This window comes from Plantactinospora alkalitolerans (genome assembly GCF_015690345.1).
Classification (GTDB): Bacteria; Actinomycetota; Actinomycetes; order Mycobacteriales; family Micromonosporaceae; genus Plantactinospora; species Plantactinospora alkalitolerans.
The window spans coordinates 38034-58063 of sequence record NZ_JADPUN010000213.1 but is presented as its reverse complement, the minus strand read 5'-3'; the positions used below and the strand labels follow the sequence as shown (position 1 = coordinate 58063).

Annotated in this window: 21 protein-coding genes; 6 read left to right on the top strand and 15 right to left on the bottom strand. The window is 70.5% G+C overall.

Annotation, left to right across the window (positions count from 1 at the left end; genetic code table 11):
- Positions 1–7 precede the first annotated feature (7 nt).
- From I0C86_RS23800 to I0C86_RS23780, 5 genes are all read right to left on the bottom strand, one after another.
- Positions 8–322 (bottom strand): CU044_2847 family protein, encoded by a 315-nt coding sequence (locus I0C86_RS23800; RefSeq protein WP_196203498.1) that lies wholly within the window; start codon positions 320–322, stop codon positions 8–10.
- Positions 323–447: 125 nt separating this feature from the next.
- A complete protein-coding gene (locus tag I0C86_RS23795) occupies positions 448–1311 on the bottom strand; it encodes a hypothetical protein (protein WP_196203497.1) in 864 nt (287 codons plus the stop codon).
- 58 nt (positions 1312–1369) lie between these two features.
- Positions 1370–2071 carry a VOC family protein gene (locus I0C86_RS23790; protein ID WP_196203496.1) on the bottom strand — a complete coding sequence of 234 codons (702 nt, stop codon included), beginning with the start codon at positions 2069–2071 and terminating at the stop codon, positions 1370–1372.
- Between the two features lie 121 nt (positions 2072–2192).
- Positions 2193–2393 carry a DUF397 domain-containing protein gene (locus tag I0C86_RS23785; RefSeq protein WP_196203495.1) on the bottom strand — a complete coding sequence of 67 codons (201 nt, stop codon included), beginning with the start codon at positions 2391–2393 and terminating at the stop codon, positions 2193–2195.
- Positions 2384–3181 (bottom strand): DUF5753 domain-containing protein, encoded by a 798-nt coding sequence (locus I0C86_RS23780; protein ID WP_323373816.1) that lies wholly within the window; start codon positions 3179–3181, stop codon positions 2384–2386. The genes I0C86_RS23785 and I0C86_RS23780 overlap by 10 nt, the downstream gene beginning before the upstream one ends.
- A gap of 567 nt (positions 3182–3748) precedes the next feature.
- Between I0C86_RS23780 and I0C86_RS23775 the strand changes: the two genes are divergently transcribed.
- Both I0C86_RS23775 and I0C86_RS23770 read left to right on the top strand, forming a co-directional pair.
- A complete protein-coding gene (locus I0C86_RS23775; protein ID WP_196203493.1) occupies positions 3749–4015 on the top strand; it encodes a hypothetical protein in 267 nt (88 codons plus the stop codon).
- Between the two features lie 219 nt (positions 4016–4234).
- Positions 4235–5332 carry a hypothetical protein gene (locus I0C86_RS23770; protein WP_196203492.1) on the top strand — a complete coding sequence of 366 codons (1098 nt, stop codon included), beginning with the start codon at positions 4235–4237 and terminating at the stop codon, positions 5330–5332.
- An 11-nt stretch (positions 5333–5343) separates the two neighbouring features.
- Here the strand turns inward: I0C86_RS23770 and I0C86_RS23765 are convergent, their stop codons facing one another.
- The 3 genes from I0C86_RS23765 to I0C86_RS23755 all read right to left on the bottom strand — a co-directional run bounded on the left by I0C86_RS23765 (position 5344) and on the right by I0C86_RS23755 (position 7810).
- Entirely contained in the window at positions 5344–6027 is a 684-nt protein-coding gene (locus tag I0C86_RS23765) for an LLM class oxidoreductase (RefSeq protein WP_196203491.1), read from the bottom strand.
- A gap of 153 nt (positions 6028–6180) precedes the next feature.
- Positions 6181–6930 carry an SDR family NAD(P)-dependent oxidoreductase gene (locus I0C86_RS23760; protein WP_196203490.1) on the bottom strand — a complete coding sequence of 250 codons (750 nt, stop codon included), beginning with the start codon at positions 6928–6930 and terminating at the stop codon, positions 6181–6183.
- Positions 6931–7207: 277 nt separating this feature from the next.
- Positions 7208–7810 (bottom strand): TetR/AcrR family transcriptional regulator, encoded by a 603-nt coding sequence (locus I0C86_RS23755; protein WP_196203489.1) that lies wholly within the window; start codon positions 7808–7810, stop codon positions 7208–7210.
- Positions 7811–7958: 148 nt separating this feature from the next.
- On the opposite strand from I0C86_RS23755, the gene I0C86_RS23750 reads away from it, so the two are divergent.
- Positions 7959–8300, top strand: a complete 342-nt coding sequence (locus I0C86_RS23750) for a PadR family transcriptional regulator (protein ID WP_196203488.1) — start codon at positions 7959–7961, stop codon at positions 8298–8300.
- Complete coding sequence (locus tag I0C86_RS23745; RefSeq protein WP_196203487.1) at positions 8297–9250, top strand: permease prefix domain 1-containing protein; 954 nt, start codon at positions 8297–8299, stop codon at positions 9248–9250. The genes I0C86_RS23750 and I0C86_RS23745 overlap by 4 nt, the downstream gene beginning before the upstream one ends.
- A gap of 72 nt (positions 9251–9322) precedes the next feature.
- On the opposite strand, the gene I0C86_RS23740 is transcribed toward I0C86_RS23745, so the two are convergent.
- The 3 genes from I0C86_RS23740 to I0C86_RS23730 form a co-directional block, all read right to left on the bottom strand.
- The gene (locus tag I0C86_RS23740) at positions 9323–11767 is read right to left on the bottom strand and encodes a DUF4132 domain-containing protein (protein WP_196203486.1); all 2445 of its coding nucleotides are present in this window, start codon (positions 11765–11767) and stop codon (positions 9323–9325) included.
- A gap of 112 nt (positions 11768–11879) precedes the next feature.
- Complete coding sequence (locus I0C86_RS23735) at positions 11880–12605, bottom strand: SAM-dependent methyltransferase (protein WP_323373811.1); 726 nt, start codon at positions 12603–12605, stop codon at positions 11880–11882.
- A gap of 52 nt (positions 12606–12657) precedes the next feature.
- The gene (locus I0C86_RS23730; protein ID WP_196203485.1) at positions 12658–13176 is read right to left on the bottom strand and encodes a TrmH family RNA methyltransferase; all 519 of its coding nucleotides are present in this window, start codon (positions 13174–13176) and stop codon (positions 12658–12660) included.
- 514 nt (positions 13177–13690) lie between these two features.
- Between I0C86_RS23730 and I0C86_RS23725 the strand changes: the two genes are divergently transcribed.
- A complete protein-coding gene (locus I0C86_RS23725; RefSeq protein ID WP_196203484.1) occupies positions 13691–15025 on the top strand; it encodes an MFS transporter in 1335 nt (444 codons plus the stop codon).
- Here I0C86_RS23725 and I0C86_RS23720 read toward each other — a convergent pair.
- The 4 genes from I0C86_RS23720 to I0C86_RS23705 form a co-directional block, all read right to left on the bottom strand.
- Positions 14997–15290 (bottom strand): DUF6510 family protein, encoded by a 294-nt coding sequence (locus tag I0C86_RS23720; RefSeq protein ID WP_196203541.1) that lies wholly within the window; start codon positions 15288–15290, stop codon positions 14997–14999. The genes I0C86_RS23725 and I0C86_RS23720 overlap by 29 nt on opposite strands.
- Positions 15291–15353: 63 nt before the next feature.
- Positions 15354–16118 (bottom strand): ferredoxin reductase, encoded by a 765-nt coding sequence (locus I0C86_RS23715; RefSeq protein ID WP_196203483.1) that lies wholly within the window; start codon positions 16116–16118, stop codon positions 15354–15356.
- Positions 16088–16678, bottom strand: a complete 591-nt coding sequence (locus tag I0C86_RS23710) for a molybdopterin-dependent oxidoreductase (RefSeq protein ID WP_323373815.1) — start codon at positions 16676–16678, stop codon at positions 16088–16090. The genes I0C86_RS23715 and I0C86_RS23710 overlap by 31 nt, the downstream gene beginning before the upstream one ends.
- Positions 16679–16737: 59 nt before the next feature.
- Positions 16738–18633 (bottom strand): glycosyltransferase family 2 protein, encoded by a 1896-nt coding sequence (locus tag I0C86_RS23705; protein ID WP_230394655.1) that lies wholly within the window; start codon positions 18631–18633, stop codon positions 16738–16740.
- Between the two features lie 163 nt (positions 18634–18796).
- Between I0C86_RS23705 and I0C86_RS23700 the strand changes: the two genes are divergently transcribed.
- Positions 18797–19972 (top strand): CaiB/BaiF CoA transferase family protein, encoded by a 1176-nt coding sequence (locus I0C86_RS23700; protein ID WP_196203480.1) that lies wholly within the window; start codon positions 18797–18799, stop codon positions 19970–19972.
- Positions 19973–20030: the final 58 nt, after the last annotated feature.

Sequence of the window (20030 nt, the reverse complement as noted above, 5' to 3'; positions counted from 1 at the left end):
CGGATTGCTAGGAGTCCCGTCTGGTGAAGGTCACCGACACCTCGAGGGACGCCGAAGCCGAGGCCTTGCTGACGATCACGCCGGACTCGGCGACCAGGGAGACGCCGAAGGTGGCGGTCACCTCGTTCATCTCCCAACCGGGGGCGGACGGCGCGGCACTCAGGCTCTCCGCCACCCCGTTGGCGGCCGACACGATGGCCGCCCGGACATCGTCGATCCGCTCACGCAACCGTTCGAGACCGACGTCGCCCCAGCCGATCTGGCGCTGGTCATCCACCCTGACGGTCGGTATGTAGACCGGTGTCGACCCCGACTCCACCATCGGCACACACTACCGCGACGGTTTCAGGCGCTACAACGGAATCTGACGGGCACGGACGTGGATCCGCGTTCCGCGAGATCGACGAAGTCGCGTTCGCGCCGCCTTCGCAGCAGTACGTCACCACGTCAGTTGCTGCCACCGCGCGCCGCGTGACCGCCCGTGCCCGGTTCACGCTCGCGGGCACTTTCCCACATCGTCTCGAACTGCCCCTTGAACAGGCCATACCACCAGGCGTCCCGGTCGGCACGAAGGCCGAACGTCGGATTGGGTTCAAGGGTCCGATGCTGGTACATCGCTACGCGGATGCGACCATGGACATCATCGGCGTCCACCAGGAGCAACCCGAAGGTCGGTACGAACGGCAAAAGGCGGATCTGTAGGGCCGATTCGCTTGACCCAGAGGATGCGAGGACGCGCAGGAGGTCGAGAGTGGCCGACACCCGGTTCCGGTAGAACTCGGGCGTGTCAGCCTTCTTACTACGGGCCACTGCCTCTGCGTTGGCCCCGCTGTCGGTGTCGATCAGCACGACTCGGACTCGCGCACCGGCCCGCAGCCGGCGGTCCAACACCGGCAACATGTCCCGGACGGTACGGGTCAGTGTTATGCCGACGATGGCGATGTCGGTCGCGGTCGCGATCTCCGTGTCGACTGCCGGCGGATGCGACGACAGGAAGCGTTCCGCTGCGACCTCTCCGGTCTCGCTGGCTGCGATTCGGTTGAGAGCCGTCCGGACGCCGTCGACCTCGTGCCTGGTGGCGAGTCCGGAGATTGCCATGACGGCAAGTACCGCGAGCGTGGAGGCCGCCAGGATGCTCGAATCGACGACACCGAGGACACCGAGCGCGGCGGTGACGACCGCAACCGTGACGGCGATGTAAAGATCGAGATTCCGGCCCTGCCGTAGATCCTGCCCCAGCCGACTTGCCCCGCTGGAGACGGTCGTTGCTTTCGAATGCGAATCGATCCTGGGATCCGGCGAGGTCGGCATGCATCGACTTTGACACATGGCGACCAAGCCGCGACGTGGGACAGCTTGAGGGCTGGGGTCAGTGCCCTCGCACGCAGAACTCGTTGCCGTCGGGATCGGCCAGCATGACGGCGCCGTCCGCACCGTCCTCGAGCCGGGTGGCACCGAGGGAGATCAGCCGGTCGACCTCCGCCTGCTGGTCGCCACCGGCCGCGAGGTCGAAGCGCTGCCGGTTCCGCGCCTCTTTCGGAGCCACCGGCGGGCCTCCCCACGCGACCTTCGTGCCGCCGTGCGGCAACTGGATCGCGGTCTCCTGGTCCTGGTCCCACACCAGCGGCCAGCCCAGCGCCTCGCTCCAGAAGAGGCCGACGTCCCGGGTGCCGTCGCAGGCGAGTTCCCCGAGCAGTCCGCAGCCGGCGAGAAAGGAGTTGCCCGGCTCGATCACACAGAACTCGTTGCCCTCGGGGTCGGCCAGGACGATGTGTTCCTCCTCGGGGCGCTGTCCGACGTCGAGATGGCTGGCGCCGAGCTTCAGCGCCGTCGCCACCGTCTGCTGCTGGTCGGCATCGCTGGCGCTGGTCAGGTGAAGGTGGATGCGGTTCAGCCCCACCTTCTCCGCACGGCTCGGGACGAACCGGAGGCTGACCTGGGTCTCCTCGCCAGGCAGGAGCGCACCACCGGCGTCCTCGACGACCTCCCGGGCGAGCATGCCGGCCCAGAACTGCGCCAGCCGGGTCGCGTCGTGCGCGTCGAAGGTCACCGTCAGCGGTTGCGACAACATCACCGAACAGTAGATCCCGGGTCGGCAAGGCAACAACGCATTAAGCCAGACCCGGACATATCGCGGCGGGTGCAGGACTGCTGCTTACACGACCTCGCCATCCTGGATCACGGAGAGATCGTCAACCAACCCGTCCCGTCCGCTTGGTGAGGTCGATGAACGCCTGCCAGCCCGCAGGCCCGAAGGACAGTGTGCCGCCGTCGCGGTCCTTGGTGTCGCGCACCAGGACGACACCGAGCAGGTTGTCGGCGACCTCCACACACGCGCCGCCGTTGGTGGACGAGCGGGTCGACTTCCGCCACCGTGCGCCAGTCACGTCCATGACTTGGTCACTTCCTTCAAGAGATCGAGACTCTGTGCGCGGGGCAACGCTTCGCCGTGTACGGCATCCCACGACACCCCAAGGTTAGCAACGTCCTCGTTTCGGGTGACGACCTGCGCAGTGAGCTGATTGTCCACATAGCCGACCCGGTTGCAGTCGGGAAGATCCGCGACGATGAACGCACCAGCTAGACCCGAGTACAGGCCAGTGGCGGTCGGTATGAGGTGTAGATCGACATTTGGACGCTCGGCCAGGTCCAGCAGGTGCTCCAACTGGGCGACGACCACCTGTCGGGTGCCGCAGAGCCGACGGATCACCATCTCGTCCAACACGACGAAGAGTTGCGGCGGATCATCGCGGTCAAGAACAGCCTGCCTTTCCATCCGGGACGCAACCTGCTGTTCGATCGCGCCTAACGAGAGTCGGTTAAGCGAGAACAGCGCGCGAGCGTACGCCTCGGTTTGGAAGAGTCCTGGCACGAAAGCCGGCTCGTACCAGCGGAGAGTGCGTGCCTCGCGCTCGTACTCCAGCCACTCGCGGAGCCAGACGGGCGCGGCGTCGTCCTTGACCAGCTCGTTCCAGAGTGTTTCGAAGTAGCCGCCGGTCTCCAGGGCGTTGTCCACGAGTCGCAGGTGCTTCAGCGTGACCGGAGTCGCGCCGGTCTCGATGGCTGATATCTGCGAGTCCGAGCAGTAACACTGCCCGCCCAACATCTCCTGCGTCACGCTGGCTGCCTTGCGTCGCCGCCGCAATTCCCGGAGCAGGTACTCCGAAGGTGAGATACCCACGCGTTCCACGCCTCCCCAAGGTCATTCCGCCGATTTCAGCGCACCCAGAGGATCCGTCCATCGCTCCGGATTGCGGCTAATCCACTATCGACCGTAAGCATGCCACAGCAGAGTGTCACCAGCGGGACCGCTCAGGACCGGCCAGACCGCCAGGGCGGAACCGAGGGGGTCACTCGACTTCCCCCGTAGTGGAGTGACCCCCATCCATGCGTAGGCGACCGAGCAGCAGGAGGGCGTGATGGGAAATACCGATCGGCGCGAGGGACCACCGCTCGTCGTACGGCACCGTCGTTACTGGCGCCGTTGGTGGCTCTACTGCCGGTGCGGGCTGTGGTGGCGCTCCTGTCCCGACCGCGGCCGCTCGGTGCTCACGCACCGTGTACTACCGAGGCCCGACGCCCCGCCCCAACTCGCGAGAACGGGCGGTCCCGCTCCGCGTCCCCAGCCGCGCGCCACCAACCGGAGCACCCGCTTCGGCCGGAACGCCCAGACCCTGGTCGACGCCGAACCCGCGCATACGGTGCGAAGCCAGCGGCTGCGCAGCGGGCGGGCCGAGGTGACGGGCCGGTGAACGCGCCCGCGACGCGATCCGAGCCGCACACACCGCTCCGACCGCTCTGGTTGTGCCGGACCGACGGACAGCCCTGGCCGTGCGGGTCCGCCCGGCTCGCTCTGACTCGCGAGTACGCCGGCCAGCACGCCGCGCTGACCGTCCACCTCGGCGGTTCGTTGGCCGAGGCGTTCCGGGACCTGCACGCGCTCAACCCCGGCACGGCCCCCGAGGCGCGCAGTCTGAGCGAACGCTTCCTCGGCTGGGTCCGCACCTCGCCCTGACCCGACCCGATCACCGGCGGGAGGGCTCCGGCGACGCTGGCGGCAACCGGCCGGATCCTGGAGCCCTCCCGTCACGTTCCGGATTCCGCTGCATATTCCGGCTACGCCCCAAGTGGGTGTTGGCGCTGTGCCGCCACGACTGCCCAGGAACCGACAGCGGCCGGGGCGAACGGGGCCGCACACTCCGGAGCACATCGGACCACGCCAACTGGAGGCCAGATGCGACTCCGTCCCCGCATGCTCGCCATCACTCTCGTCGCCGCGCTGGCGGCCACCGTCCTGGCCCCGCCCGGCCCGAGCCAGGCCGCTGCCGCCGACCGGTACGGCTTCGCGTACGTCGACAACCCGATCATGCCGGTCTGGACCGTCCTCGACCCCACCCGGCAGTGGGGTAGCTGGAAGACCGCCTTCCCCGCCCTGTCCGCCGAGGGGATACGGCTGGCCCCTGGTCGCTACAACATCAGGTTCCCGCAGGTCGGTGCCGGCGCACGCGGCAACGTGCACGTCACCCCGGTCAACCGGACCGGGCACTACTGCGAGATCGTCCGCTGGGGCCAGTCCGGTGCGGACGAGATCGTCGACGTCCAGTGCCACCGGCCGGGTGGCGGGCGGGACGACACGCCGTTCACCGTGCTGTGGACGTACAGCTCAGGGCTGGTCCCGGTGGTGGACGGCAGCCATGCCTGGCTCCAGTGGGGCGGGGCGGCGGTCGTTCAGTCGTACAACTCGACCGGTGGCGGCGTGAGTGTGCTGGCTGGCGGCCTCGGGCTGTACCAGGTCCGGCTCGGTGGGGTCGGCGTGGCCGGCGCGCTCGCCGGCAACCTCCAGGTGACGGCGGTGCAGCCGAACGCCGGTCCGCGCCGGTGCAAGGTGATCCGCTGGGGCAACAGCGGGGTCGACATCATCGCGTACGTCACCTGCTGGGACCAGGCCGGGGCGCCGGTCGCCAGCGAGTTCACCCTGTCCTACCACCGCGAGCGGGCGGTGTTCGGCTCGTTCGGCCCGCCGAAGTACACCGGTTACTTCTTCTCGGCCAGCGCCGGCCAGACGAACTGGAACTACCCGGCCGGCGGGTTCGGGTTCAACTCCTCGACCCCGCTCGTTCCGGCCGGCCGTTACCTGGTCACGTACCCGTTCCTGGGCGAGAAGGAAACGCACGCCCAGGTCACCGCCTACGGCCCGGGGTCGGAGTACTGCCACCTGACTCAGCCGTGGAAGCTCTCCGCCACCGCCGCCGAGGTCGACACGCTCTGCTTCGACAACACCGGCAGCCCGATACCGCACGGCTTCCTCTCCACCTTCACCTCGCGGATCTGAGCCCCTGTCCGTCAGGTGGTGAGCGGGGCCAGCTCGCGCCACTGGGGCAGCGGCATGCCTGGGCCGGCGCCGACGACATGGAGGCAGACATGGTCGGCGCCGGCCTGGTGGTGTGCCTGGACGCGCGCACCGATCGTTTCCAGGTCTCCCCAGGCCACGATGCTGTCGACGAGCCGGTCGCTGCCTCCGTAGGTCAGCTCCTCCTCGGCGAATCCCTGGCGGCGCAGGCTTCGGGCGTAGTGGTCCATGCCGAGGAACGGGCGGAGGAGCCCGAGTGCCGCCAGCAGTCGCTCCCCCGGAGGTACCGGTGCGGGCGCCTGGTCGAGTGTGTCGAGGTAGCTGCCCATTTCTGCCAGGGGCCGGTACGGCTGTCCCGCGTGCTGCGCGGCTGCGGGATCGCTGACGCCGAGGCCCAGCAGGTGCCGGTGGCCGTGAGCGTCCTGGAGGCGCGCGTGCCCGGCCGCGATCTCGGCGGCCTGGTGTCGCCAGATGCTCGCGACTCCGACGGCCACCTTTGCCGTGCGCGTCGCCCGCAACAGCCGCTCCGAGTCACCGAGGATGTCGCCGCCGCCGAGACCCGGTATCCACAGGGTCCCCCAGCCCAGTTCGTCCAGTTCGGCCGCGGCGTCGCCGATCTCGTACGGATCGGCCATCCGCAGCTCGATACTCCAGATGCCTGTCGATCCCAGCTGCATTGCTCAGGTCCTGTCTGTGCGGTGTCGCCGGCATTCGCAGAACGCGGCGCGGTACGCGGACGCTGTCCTGGTTCCTGCCAGGCCGGCAGGCAGGTGCCAGGAACCAGGAACGAGGAAGCAGGACAGCTTGGCGTCGGTGGCCGGAGGTGGCGGTCAGATCTGGTTGCGACCGCCGTCGACGAAGAGCTCGGTACCGGTGATGAAACTGCTCTGGTCCGAGGCGAGGAAGAGAACGGCGCTCGCCACCTCGTCGGGCCGGCCGATACGTCCCATCGGGATCGTGCCGGCCAGGTACGACTTGAGCTGGTCGGCCTGCTCCTGGTCCGGCACGAGACCGTCGATACCCGGAGTGTCGATCGTGCCGGGGCTGATGGCGTTGACCCGGATCGAACGGCCCCTGAGTTCGGCGGCCCAGGTACGGGCGAAGGAGCGTACGGCCGCCTTGGAGGCCGCGTACACGCCGAACGCCTCGTTGCCGAGGGTGCCCGCGTTGGAGGACTGCAGGATGACGGAGGCACCGTCGTTCAGCAGCGGCAGTGCCTTCTGGACCGTGAACAGCAGCCCCTTGGTGTTGCGGCCGAACGTCTCGTCGAAGTGCTTCGCGGTGACCTGCTCAAGAGTGGAGAACTCGCCGCCGCCCGCGTTCGCGAACAGCACGTCGATGCGCCGGTTCTGCTTGGCCACCGTCTCGTAGAGCCGGTCCAGGTCGGCCAGCTCGGTGACGTCGCCGCGTACGCCGGTCGCACTGTGGCCGATCCTGGCCACTGCGGCGTCGAGTGCGTCCTGGCGGCGGCCGGTGACGTAGACGTGTGCGCCCTCCGCCGCGAAGCGCTCTGCGGTGGCCAGGCCGATTCCGCTGGTGCCTCCGGTCACGATGGCTGTTCTGCCGTCGAGCTGTCCCATGGCAATGCTCCCTTTGTCCTGGTGTTTTTTATCGTGTGCTAAAAAACTATCCCCGGCAGGGGCGCATCGCAAATGCTTGGTCGCCGACGTGGCTGTGACGGTGCTTACCACCGGTTGCCGCCCGTGGGCGGCCTGAATCAGGCGGAAAGGAGCGGAGGCGACGTGGCGCCAGAGCCTCGCCCACGGCTACGGCGGTGGTGGTGTTCGCGGGAAGCGCCGGTCCCCGGAGGTGGAGGCATTCCGGCCAGGGCCAGGGGTGGAGATCCCTGATTTCCGATCAGGCGTCCGCCCGCTGCGGCCAGACGGTCATGGCCGTGTCCACGATCCCGTGCAGTTGCTGCCGGCTCGCTCCGCCGGCGGCCTGGACCGCGATGCCCTGGTAGATGGTGGCGAAGTAGCGGGCGAGCCCCTCGGGGTCGGTACCGGCCGGCAGTTCCCCGTCGCTACGGGCCCGCCGCAGCCGCTCGCGCAGCGCCGTCTCGCCGGCCGCCCGGCGTGCCGCCAACTCCTCGCGGACGGCCTCCGTGCCCGGCGAGCACGCCAGGGCACCCTGCACCGTGATGCATCCGCGCGGGCGGTCAGGATCCGTCGTGGCATCGGCGGCGCCGTGCAGGAGGGTTTCCACCGCCGCCCGTGCCGTCGGCTGGTCGAACGCCTCACGGATGTACCGGGCGGGTCCGTCGGCGTAGCGGTCGAGCACCTTGCTGAACAGCTGCTCCTTGTTCCCGAAGGCGTTGTAGAGACTGGGCGCGTTGTTGATGCCCATCGCCTTGGTGAGATCGGAGATTCCCGTGCCCTCGTAGCCCTGGCGCCAGAACACCTCCAGCGCCCGATCCAGAGCCGTGTCGCTGTCGAAGCTGCGCGGTCGTCCTCCTGCCATGATCGCCTCCGAACCCGATACCAAATTGTAGTCACTACTAAAATACAACGCCGTCGACCACCCGACGAGCCCGAACGCCATGCTTCCACCGAGCACACATTGCTGTCTCGCTAGACAATAGTGTGTGTCACACAGTAAAGTACGACGCATGGTTAGCGACGACATCCTGCGGACGCACCTCCAGGAACTGCGACGAGGCACCGTCGTTGTGGCGAGCCTCGTTGCGCTACGACGACCCGACTACGGATACGCGCTGCTCCAACGCCTCGCGAAGCACGGCTTTGCGGTGGATGCCAACACCCTCTACCCGCTGCTGCGTCGGCTCGAGGAACAGGGCCTGTTGACGAGCGAGTGGAACACCGAAGAAAGCCGGCCGCGCAAGTTCTACCGCACCAGCGACGAGGGTGAGTCGATCCTGCGACAACTCCTCGACGACCTCGCCGCCATCCAGATTTCCGTGACCGGGCTGACCGAAGGAATGGACCGATGAACTCCCTGACCGACCGCTACCTCGCCGCCACCCTGCCCTCGGTCCCCTCCGCCCGCCGCGAGGAGATCGCCGTCGAACTCCGGGGCTCGATCGAGGACATGATCGAAGACCGGACGGGGAACGGGCAGGACCCCGGCACCGCCGAACGGGAGGTGCTCACCGAACTCGGCAACCCGGAGCGGCTCGCCGCCCGGTACGCCGACCGCCGGTTGCAGCTCATCGGCCCCACCTACTACCTGGTGTGGCTGCGGCTGCTGCGGCTCCTGCTCTCCTTCGTCCCGGCGATCGTCGGCACCGTGGACGCCGTGTCCAGCGCGGCCACCGGGGAGGTCGGGGTGGGCGGCGCGATCGGATCCGGGATCGGCACCGCGATCGAGGTGGCCGTCCACATAGCCTTCTGGCTCACCCTGACCTTCGCCATTCTCGAACGCACCACACCCGTCCAGGGTCTGGGCGACTGGAACGTCGACCAACTTCCCCGCGTCCCGGTCGACCGTGAGATGTCCCTGGCGAGCACCGCCACGGCGGTCGCCTGGCTCCTCTTCGGCATCGCGTACCTTCCCCTCCAGCACTTCCAGTCGTGGATCGAGAGCGACAGCGGCGCCAACATCCCGATCATCGACCCGGCGCTGTGGTCGTCCTGGCTCCCGGTCCTTCTCGCCGTACTGGTCGGCAGCGTGGTCTTCGAGATCGTGAAGTACCGCGTCGGGCGCTGGACCTGGCCGCTGATCGGAGTCAACGTGGCGCTGCACCTGGCGTTCGCGGTGCCGGTCGCCTGGCTGATCCTCTCCGACCGGCTGCTCAGCCCGGAGTTCGTCCAACGGTTCGAATGGCTCCGCGAGGGCGACAACCTCGGAACGGTCGCCAACGTCACCGCCGTGGTCCTGGCCGTGGTCGTGATCTGGGACGTGCTCGACAGCGTCAGGGCGATCCGCCGCCGCCACGCCTGACCGCGCCCGACAGACCGGCTCCCCGGCCCGGCACGCTTCGCGCGTGCCGGGCCTCGGCGCGCCCGGGATCGCTCAACGCCGGGCGCGCAACTGCGCCACGATCGACTCGTCGGTGATCCGGGCGTCGTCGGCCAGCAGGAACGCCTTGCTGAGGATCAATCCGAGCCGGTCCTCCTCGAAGGGCAGGAAGACCTCACCGGGCGGCTTCCGCCGGGCCGGAACAATGCAGAGGTACGTATCGTCCGGCTCCATCAGAATGTTCGCGCTACCCAGATGGATCTTGTACGTCCGCAGCTCGCCCCGGACCACGAGATACCGATCGGTAAGCGTGCACCGGTCCGCGATCTTCGTACGGGGCAGGATCCGCTCCAGCGCGGTACGCCGTACCTGGGCCGTCGTCCCGAGTTCACGGCGGCTCTCGGCACGCCAGTAGTCGCCGTGCTCCGTCCGTCGATCCGTCCAGTACGGGTCGGCGGCGATCGAGGTCACCGAGACGAAGAGGTCCACGTCCCGCATCGCCTCGCTGAACACCACCGGCGGCACCTCGGTCAACGACCCGGTCCGCCAGGCTCCCTCGGTGGACCGCTCGAACCACACCCGGCCGGTACTCGCACACTCCACGTCCTCCTCGCGGAGGTAGTCGTGGTGAAGACCGATCCGCCACGCCCCCGAGGCCAACACCCGGTACGCCGTCGCAGCGTCACCGCCGTCCCACGGCCCGAGCATCTGCGTCGTCCAGCCACGCGACCGCAGCAGCGGATACAACTGACGGTAGTGCACGATGTGCGCGGCGAACCGGAGCGAGTAGGTCCCGGTCTCCTCCTCGGCCGGCGTCAGCAGGTACACCTCGCGGAACGCCTGGCGTACCGGCTGGCGCAGCCGCCGCTCGGTCAGCAGGTCCCGCCAGGCGCGGACCTCGTCGACCCCGGACCGGATCGGATGCCACAGTCGAAGCGCGGCATCCGGCTCGGGCCGGGCCACCGACCCGCCAAACGCGTCCACGAACCGCTCGTCGGCGGCGTCCCCGTCCGGAAGGACCGCCCGCCACTCCCCTCCGGGGTGCCGGACCTCCCAGATCAGTCGCCGAACAACCTGCCAGCCCAGACCGTTGCCCGCCAACTCGGCACGCCACTGCCCGTACGGCTGCGCCGATGCCGCCGGGTATCCCGCCTCCAGGGTCCGGGCCAGCGCGGTGACCTGGTCCCGAGCCTGCTTGACCCGACCGCGCAACTCCCCCAGTTCGTCGGGCTGGTCCCGCCGCACCACCGCCGGCACTGTCGGCGACAGTGTCCCGTCCGCGCGCCGCCACCGCAGAACGACCTCGTCCGACACGACCAGCACCGCCCGGTGGCCGCCGACCTCGACCACAACCGTCCCGTCGGGTCCGAACCCGAGGTCGGGCAGCCGCAGCACCGTGTCCGTCCGCTCCGCGAGCGCCCGCTCGATCCGCTTGCACATCCTGTCGAGCTGCCTCGGTACCCCCTTGTGCCGCACCACACCCCGGACGGCGAGCAGCGTGGCCAGCGCCTCCGGGGTGGGAAAGTCCCCGGCCGCCCGGGCCGCCTCGTAGAGCAGTGCCTGCGACGGCAGCGTCCTGGCGCTGGTCGGGGCGACCGCGACGCCGAGCAGCAGCGAGCGCAGCAATTCCGGCAGCCATGCCTCGTCGTGTCGCAACGCGACCCGGACGGCCCGGCCCAGCACCTCGACCTCGTCCGGGGCAAACGCCTTGTCGGCGACGTACGGCAGCTCGCCGGCCTGGATCGACGCCACCCGGGCCCGCGCGGCGTCGAGCGCCCGGCGGGCGAAGGCGACATACTCCTCGATCGCCGCCAGCCGCTGCCACGCGTCCGGAAGCTGCGGCATCGACGGGTACGGCCGGTCCCGGCAGACCTCGGCCACCAGCGCCTGGGCCGGCGCCCCGAGCTTCGTCAACAGCTCCAGTTCGTCCCGCGCGATCGGAGCGAGCGACCTGCGGAACATCGCGTTCAGCATCACCCGGGTGGGACCGCCGGCCAGCCCGGCCAACGCCATCATCGCGTACGGCTGCTCCGAGCGCCCCCGCGCGACCATTGCCCGGACGATGGCCACCGCCGACCGCGTCGCAGTCGCCGGCCACTGCCCGTCGCACCGGAGCAGGGCGCCGACGGCCAGCAGAGGATTGCCCTGGGGATGATCCGCCTGGAAGTCCTTCGCCAGCGCCGCCAGCAGTGCGGCGCACGACTCGGGGGGGAAGCGTGGCTGTCGTTCCTGGATCGCGCCGGTCAGCGCCCAACGGAGCTGCCGGCCGGGATGAACGACCGTCAGTTCACGGGCGGGTAGTTCATGCGCGACCGCCAGCAGCACCCCGAGTTCCCGATCGTCGATCCGGGACAGGTCGACGACGTGTCGAACGGCCGGATCGGACTCGTCCGCCGCACCGGTCAACAGGCGCAGCAACTCGGTCGCGTACGGCGACAGCGGAACCGACATCACCGTCGTCGGCCGCGCCTCGGTCACCTCGGCGGTCACGTCCGTCATGGCGCCGGAGTGTAGAGCCGCCGTCCGACACCGCCGTCGCGGCGGCCGCCGCCGTCAACGCCCGGGGTACGCCGTCAATGCCCGAAGCCGCCCTCAACGGCCACGGCCGCCGTCAACGCCCGAGTACGAAGTAGCCCATGCCCAGGACGCCCCGGTAGACACCGACGTACTCGCGGAGCTGGGTATCGAGTGCGTCCCGCAGGTCGTCGGCGCGGGAGTCGTCGGGATGATCCAGCAACCACTCCTGCCGGGCGGCCCGGAAGGTGCTCTCGAAGTCGTCCCACTCCCGCTGGTCGGCGGTGGAGAAGTGCAGGACCCGCCAGCCCGCGAGCCGGATCTGCTCGACCAGTTCCGGCAGGGACATCGTCTGGTCACCGAAGATCTCCACGGCTTCGGCCGACGGGGGCCGCTGCCAGTAGGCGTCACCGAAGAGGAGTCGCCCACCCGGCCGGACGAGGTCGCCGAGGATCTCGAGGGCGGGCACCGTTCCGCCGAGAACGTGCGACGAGCCGAGGCAGAAGACCCGGTCGGCCGGCTCCTGCCAGGCGGTCGCCTCCTCCCGAACGAAGGTGACGTCGGGCAGCGACCGTTCGGCGGCGGCCCGCCGGCCCCGCTCCAGGGCGTCGGTGTCCGTGTCGACCCCGACCGCGGTGGCCCCGTCGCTGCCGGCGACCGCCCGGAGCAGCAACTCGCCCCAGCCACAGCCGAGATCCAGCAGAGACGCCCCGGGCCGGACGTCGAGCCGTCGCAGCAGCAGTTCGGCATGCTCCTCCGACAACGGGGTGTTCCAGCGCATCCGGTCGTACCGGACGGCGGCGGGATCGACTGTTTCTGGCACCGTCCGAGTGTGCCAGTCGGTGATCGTCCGGCACATCCGATTACGTCCGTCCTCACAGCAGGCCGGCCAGCTTGTAGAGGACCAGCGAACCCGCCACCGCGACATTCAGGCTCAGCCCGGTACCGACCATCGGGATCTCCACCGCCGCGTCGAGGGTGTCGAGCGCCTCCGCCGGAATACCGGTGGCCTCGTGCCCGAGCACCACGATGGTCCGGTGCCGGGCCGGTGGCAGGTCGGCGAGTCGGACCGCCTCCTCGGCCAGTTCGACGCCGAGGATCTGCGCGCCGGCCGACCGTTCGGCGGCCAGCCAGCTCAGCGGGTTACCGACCCGGTGCACGCAGCTCGGCCGACGCAACGTGTTGCCGCGTGCCACGGCCTCGTCGACCCAGCGCCACGGTGGTACGGCCAGACACGCGCCGACGGCGTCGCAGGTCCGCAACAGGGTGCCGAGGTTGGCGCCGTGCATCGGCCACAGTGGCGCCGCGACGAGGTGACCCCAGCAGCGGTGGGCCCGTGGACGACGCGCGGCCGTCAACTCGCGGCGGGGGCGGACCCGGATCGCCGGGCTCACCGGAGGACGGCGGCTCCGCCGCTGAAGATGTCAGTCATTCGAGATGTGCTTCGCGGCGCACACGGGCCATCGACGGGAAACCGTTCGGTTCAGTCTACCCGTCCGCCGAACGCTACCGGTCGTGGTCGGCGCGAGGCTTGCCGGTCGCAGCCGGCCCCCGGTAGCGTCCAACGTTCGACGGCGACATCAGGAGGCTGATCGTGAGCATTGCTTCCCTCGGCACGGTGCAGGTCTCCGCTTCGACGCGGAAGTCCACCGCTCGCTGACGTCGCGCCCGGTCCTGGTGACCGGGCATCCGTCCTGGTGACCGACCAGGCCGGCGCTCTCCGTCCACCCCGGGCTTCCGCCTCGGAGCGATCCAACGGCCGCCGATCCCGACGGCCCGACTTCCGGCGCCTACATCCCCGCGCCACCTCATCGCTTCCGAGGAGACTTCCTTGTTCCCGTACGTCGACTCCGCGTGCCCGAGCACGCGGAGAGAGTGTTCCTACCCTGCCGACCGGCGGTGGTACCGATGACCACCGCCGCCACGCCGAACCAGTCCATCCCCGAGGAATCCCCGTCCGACCGCCCGACCCCCGACCGCCCGGTGCCCCGGCTCGGTCGGGAGTTCGGCAGGCTCTGGGCCGCCAGCGCCATCTCGAACATCGGCGACGGAGTCACGGCGGTGGCCGGACCGCTCCTGGTCGCCTCGCTGACCGACGACCCGGCCCTGATCGCCGGGGCCGCGTTCGTGGCACAACTGCCCTGGCTGCTGTTCTCGCTCCCCGGCGGCGCATTGGTGGACCGGCTCGACCGCCGGCGGTTGATGATCGCCGTCGACCTCGGCCGGGCCGTCGTGCTCGGCACCCTCGCCGGCCTCGCACTGGCCGACGTCGTCACCGTACCGACGGTGTACGTGGCGTTCTTCCTGCTCGGCATCGGCGAGACGACAGCCGACCTCGCCGCCGTGTCGGTGCTGCCCAGCATCGTGCCCGAGCAACGCCTGGAGCAGGCGTACGGCTGGTTGCAGGCGACCTTCGTGGTGGGCAACCAGTTCGTCGCGAAACCCTTCGGCGCCTATCTCTTCGTGGTGGCGGTGGCGTCGCCGTTCGGGCTCAACGCGGTCACCTTCGTGGTCGCCGCACTGCTGCTCACCGCGTTGCGCCGGCGGCCCGTACCGACCGGGAGGCCGATCGGCGACCGGCACGCGGGGCGGAGCCTGGCCGGGGAGATCGTCGTCGGCCTCCGGGCCATGTGGGAGTCGGCCGTGCTGCGGATGCTGGCCGTCTGCCTCTGCCTGATGAACCTGGTGTTCTGCGCCGCGTTCGCGGTCTTCGTCCTCTACTGCCGGAAGCGGCTCGGGCTGGACGAGATCGGTTTCGGCGTACTGCTGACCAGTTCCGCCGTCGGCGGACTGCTCGGCGCCTGGCTCAGTCCCCGGCTGCGGAGGAGATTCGGGACCCCGGCACTGCTGCGGGCGGGCCTCGTCGTCGAACTCGGCACCCACGCGGTGCTGGCGGCGACCCATGAGCCGTGGCTGGCCGGCGCGATCATGGCACTGTTCGGCGCGCACACGATGGTCTGGGGCGCGCTGGTGATGTCGTTGCGGGCCCGGCTCGTACCGGACGAGCTGCGCGGCCGGGTGAACAGCGTCTACTCGCTGCTCGACCTCGGCGGTGCCACCATTGGCACGCTGCTCGGCGGAATCCTGGCGGCCGGAACCGGCAGTCTCACGGTGCCGTTCTGGGCGGCGGCGCTGGCGACGACGCTGCTGCTGCTGGTCTTCTGGCGGCGGCTCGGCGCGACCGGCGGCTTCGATGGTGTTGGGGCGGCGTGGGCTACATCGCGACCGGCCCCGGCGTCGTGAACGACTCCGCCGGCATCGGGATCTGCAGGAAGGTCGAACCGCGCAGGTCCAGCCAGGCGCTGTCCGGGGTACGGACCAGCCGGAGCATGACCTCGGTACAGGACGGACAGCGGGCGACCACCCCGGGTGCGTTCGAGTAGACCCGCAACGCGGCCACCGGCCCGGTCTGTCCACACGAGGCACACCGGCCGGTGGCCGTGGTCAGGTCCACGGCGAACACCTCCTGCAACGGACCGGCCAGCATGTTGCCGTCCACGTAATCCATCCTCGGCTGCTCCGGATGCAACTGCTCGGTCACGTCGTCTCCTCGCTGCGCTCGTCGTCGCCGTCAGGCCCCGGTCGGACCGAACCGCTCGGTCTTGATCCGGCGGGGCTCGTGACCGAGCGCGACCAGGATGTCGGACACGGCCTCCACGAACCCGGTCGGTCCGCAGACGAAGTTCGTCGGTTCGAGCTGCGGCGGCCAGCCGTGGCTGTTGACGTCGGCGACGCCGATCCGGTGTGCCTGGGCGGGCGAGATCTCCGGCACCTCCCGGGTGTAGACGTAGGCGACGTCGAGCCCCTGGTCCTCCCGGACCCGGCGGCGCAACTCGTCGGCGAAGTAGATGTCGCGCTCGGTCCGGACCGAGTAGATCAGCCGGAACGGCACCCGGCTCCCGGCCGCCCGCCGAGCCCGGATCATCGCCATCAGCGGCGCGATCCCCGAGCCGCCGCCGACCAGCAGCACCGGTGCGGGGTCGGTCATCCGCCAGACGAAATAGCCGCCGAGCGGACCTTTGACCTCGATCTGGTCGCCGATCGACAGGCCCTCGATCAGGTACGGCGAGACCTCTCCGTCGGGCACCCGCTGGACGGTCACCTCGATCCGCTCGCCGTCGGCGGGAGCGGACACCGAGTAGCTGCGGGCCGCCTGGTAGCCGTCCTCGGCGGTCAGCCGCAGGTCGACGTGCTGGCCGGGCAGGTGGCCCGGCCAGTCGGGAACCTCCAGCACCAACGTGCAGGCGGTGGCGGTCTCCTCCCGGCGGTCGACCAGGCGGGCGACCCACCAGCCGGCCCGCTTGGTCAGTCGCCCTGGTATCGCTGTTCGCGCCATGGGTCACCGTAGTCGTGATAGCCGGCGGTTTCCCAGAAACCGGGCTCGTCGGTCAGGCCGAGACGGATGCCGCGAACCCACTTGGCGGACTTCCAGAAGTAGAGGTGCGGCACCAGCAGCCGGGCCGGCCCGCCGTGCTCGGCGGGCAGGTCGGCGCCGTCGTACTGGTGGACGATCCAGGCCTGCCCGTCCCGCAGGTCGTCCAGCGGCAGGTTCGTGGTGTAGCCGCCGTAGGAGTGCACGAGGGCGTAGTCGGCGGCCGTGTCGACGCCGTCCAACAGGGTGTCCACCGAGACGCCCCGCCAGTTCGTGCCCAGCTTCGACCAGTGGGTCACGCAGTGGATGTCCACCGTCGGAGTCTCCGTGGGCAGCGCCCACATCTCGTCCCAGGACCAGCGGGACTCGGCACCCGTCTCGGTGCTGAGCACGAACTCCCAGTCCGTCAGTGACACCCGTGGGGTGGGACCGGCGGACAGCACCGGAAAGTCCTCGGTGAGGTACTGCCCGGGTGGCAGGTTCGGCTCAGCCGGTCGACGCCGACCCTGGAAGCCTGGAGACACGATGCCCACCCGCTAGTCCTACCACCTCATCAGGGCTGGCAGCGCGACAACCTCGAATCCTACGGAGCGATGTCGCCCAGGATCTCGGCCGGCAGACCGGTCCAGCGGGCGTACGCGCTGTCGAGGAAGTACGGCTGGCCGGGATCCCAGGTGTGGCCGGCCGCCCGCCGGTGGTAGACGTAGCCGAGCGGATGGGTCCGGTAGATCATCCCGCCGTCCCGCCGTACCCGGTCGAGCAGTCCGAAGTCGACCGATCTGGGTACCGGACGCCAGCCGCCGGCCGACTCGAGGTCCCCCTTGGCGATCAGCATCGTGCCGCCGGCCACCACCTCACCGTCGGTCTCGGCCGCGCCCGACGGCCGCCGGATGGTGATGCCCAGCGTCTCCAGGTACACGAACTCGGAGCCCTTGCCCACCAGGGTCGCACCCGAGTAGTGCCGGGCCAGCACCAGGTCCCAGACGTGTTCCGTGGCGTAGCTGTCGTCGTCGTCGAACTTGGTGACCAGGCTCCCCCGGGCCCGCCCGGTCGCGGCACCCAGCGCCTCACCGAAACTGGCGGCGCCCGGCACCTGGACGATCTCGTACGGCCGGCCGCACCGGGCCAGCGTGGCGCGTACCGGCTCGGGCAGTTCGACCCCGTGCAGGCAGAGGACGATCTCCAGCTCGGGGTACGTCTGTTCGGTGATCATCCGTAGTGCCGCAGGCAGCCGCTCGGGGCGCCGGGTGGTCAGCAGCACGCTCACCGACGGGAAGACGGGGAGCTGGGGAAAGACGCCCGAGGTGAGCCCGGGCAGCGCGAACGCGGTGGCGTGCCCGCGCAGCGCCGCCCGTCGCTGTCGTACGCTGCGCGCCTCCCGGGCCAGCGGCTCGGTCTCGGTCACCGCGCTGGCCAGCAGCGTCCGCAGCTCCGGAACGATCAGGTCGGCCACCCGGTCCGGCAGGCTCGGGGCGGACACCAGCGCCCCGGTCATCGCCAGCTGGACCAGCAGCGCCGCCACCTCCACCGGCCCGGTGTCGGGAACGTCCGGGCAGTCGACCACGCCGACCTGGCGCAGCATGGCGAGGACTCCAGCGGTCACCCCGGGCCCGTCGAGCGGCTGCTGTCCCGTCCGGGCACCACCCCGGCGCCACCCCGGCGCCGGACCGAACTCCAGCCGTACCCGGGGGGCGTCCGGCCGGTAGCAGCCGGCCCGGCGGCCACGCGGATTGATCCGGCACGCGTCCACCAGCACGGCCGGGCCATCCGCCAGGCACGGCCCGTGCCGGCCCGTCTCCCAACCCACCGCGTACGCCGCCGCACCGGACGCCGATCCCGACGTGCCCACCGCCCGGAGTACCACGTCGTGGGCCCGGATCTCCGGGCTGTCCCGGAGCACACCCCGCGCCACCGAGGCGGCCGGCTGGGTCGGCAGGTATGCCGGAAGAATGTCCTGGCCGGTCAGGTTCGGACCGGCGGGCACCGGAAGCGGCCGGCTCGGCCCCAACACGCGCAGCACCGCGGCGAGGACGTCACGGAGCTGCGCCGGCCGGGAGAGCCGGACGGTGACCGTGGCGACGCCCCGCCCCCGACCTGGCAACGCCACCCGGTGCCCCCGAAGATGCGCCAGCGGCCCGATGCCGCCGGACCAGCCCAGCCGGGGCGCCCGCCAGTACGCCAGCACGATGCTCGCCGAACTCGTCGGTGCCAGCGACACGGGCAGGGTCGACAGGTCCCGCAGCCGGTCCATCGACCCGGCGACGACCAGTATCCGCCGTGTCCCAGGGATCCGGAGCACCCGCAGTCCGACCAGTCGGCCGAGCCGCTCGGCGCGGGTCGGCGGTGGGGCGCCGACCAGTCGCCAGTACCCGGGCCGCGCCGGCCGCCCGTCCGGAGCGGCACGAAGACCGGCACCGGCACCGGCAGGGTCGACGGCATCACGACCGGTGCCGCTGTGGCCCACCTCGCCCGTACGCATAGCGGTCGACCCGTTCTCTCCCGCCACGACCAGCGGCGTCTCCGCTGACGATAAGCCCTGCCGGCCGCCCTGGTCGGCAAGCGCGCGGACGACGCGCGCCAACCCCGCCGGCACCGGAGATCACCGGCTCGACCGGCGGACGGTGCTGTCCTATCGTGCACGGATGACCGCTCCCCGACCGGCGGCCCCGGGCGGCCCGCTGCACGGCGTCCGGATCGTCGAGCTCGCCGGCATCGGACCGGGCCCGTTCGCGGCGATGGTCCTCGCCGACCTGGGCGCCGACGTCGTCCGGGTCGACCGGGTCGCCGAGGTCCGGCCGGAACGGTTCGGCACCCCCCATCCTGATCTGCTGAACCGGGGACGACGATCGCTGGCCGTCGACCTCAAGACACCCGCCGGCCGGGAGGTGGTGCGCGACCTCGTCCGCGACGCCGACGTACTCGTCGAGGGATTCCGGCCCGGTGTCACGGAGCGCCTCGGCCTGGGACCGGCGGACTGCCTGGCGGTGAACCCCCGGCTGGTGTACGGCCGGATGACCGGCTGGGGCCAGGACGGCCCGAACGCCCCGTACGCCGGGCACGACATCGACTACCTGGCGCTGACCGGCGTACTGCACGGCATCGGTCGGGCCGGCGAACCACCGGTGCCGCCGATGAACCTGGTCGGTGACTTCGGCGGTGGCGGAATGCTGCTGGCACTCGGTGTGGTCTGCGCGCTGTTCGACGTCCGGGGCGGCGGGACCGGGCAGGTGGTGGACGCCGCCATGGTGGACGGGGTCGCGCTGCTCTCCACAATGATCCACTCCCTGCGTGGGATGGGGATGTGGCAGGACGCCCGAGGGGTCAACATGTTCGACGGCGGTGCCCCGTTCTACGACGCCTACGAGTGTGCGGACGGGAGGTACCTGGCGGTGGGCGCCATCGAACCGCAGTTCTACGCCGAACTGGTCCGCCGGACCGGATTTCCGCTGGCCCCCGACGAGGCGCTGGACCGGACCGACCCGGCGAACTGGCCCGCGCTGCGGCAGGCGTGGGCGCGGCTGTTCCGGACCCGGAGTCGGGACGACTGGGCCGACCTGTTGGAGCACACCGACGCCTGCGCGGTTCCGGTGCTCGACTGGCGGGAGGCACCCCGGCACCCGCACCTCTCCGCCCGGGGTGTGTTCGTCGCACCCGCCGGGGTCGAGCAGCCGGCGCCGGCGCCCCGGTTCAGCCGTACCCCCGGGGCGATCAGCCGACCGCCGCCGCATCCCGGCGAGCACACCGACGAACTGCTGGCCGAACTCGGCCTCGACGCCGACCGGATCAGGCGACTCCGTACCGAGGGTGTCGTCGCCTGACCCGGATCAGGCGACTCCGTACCGAGGGTGCCGTCGCCTGACCCGGGTCCGCGCCGTC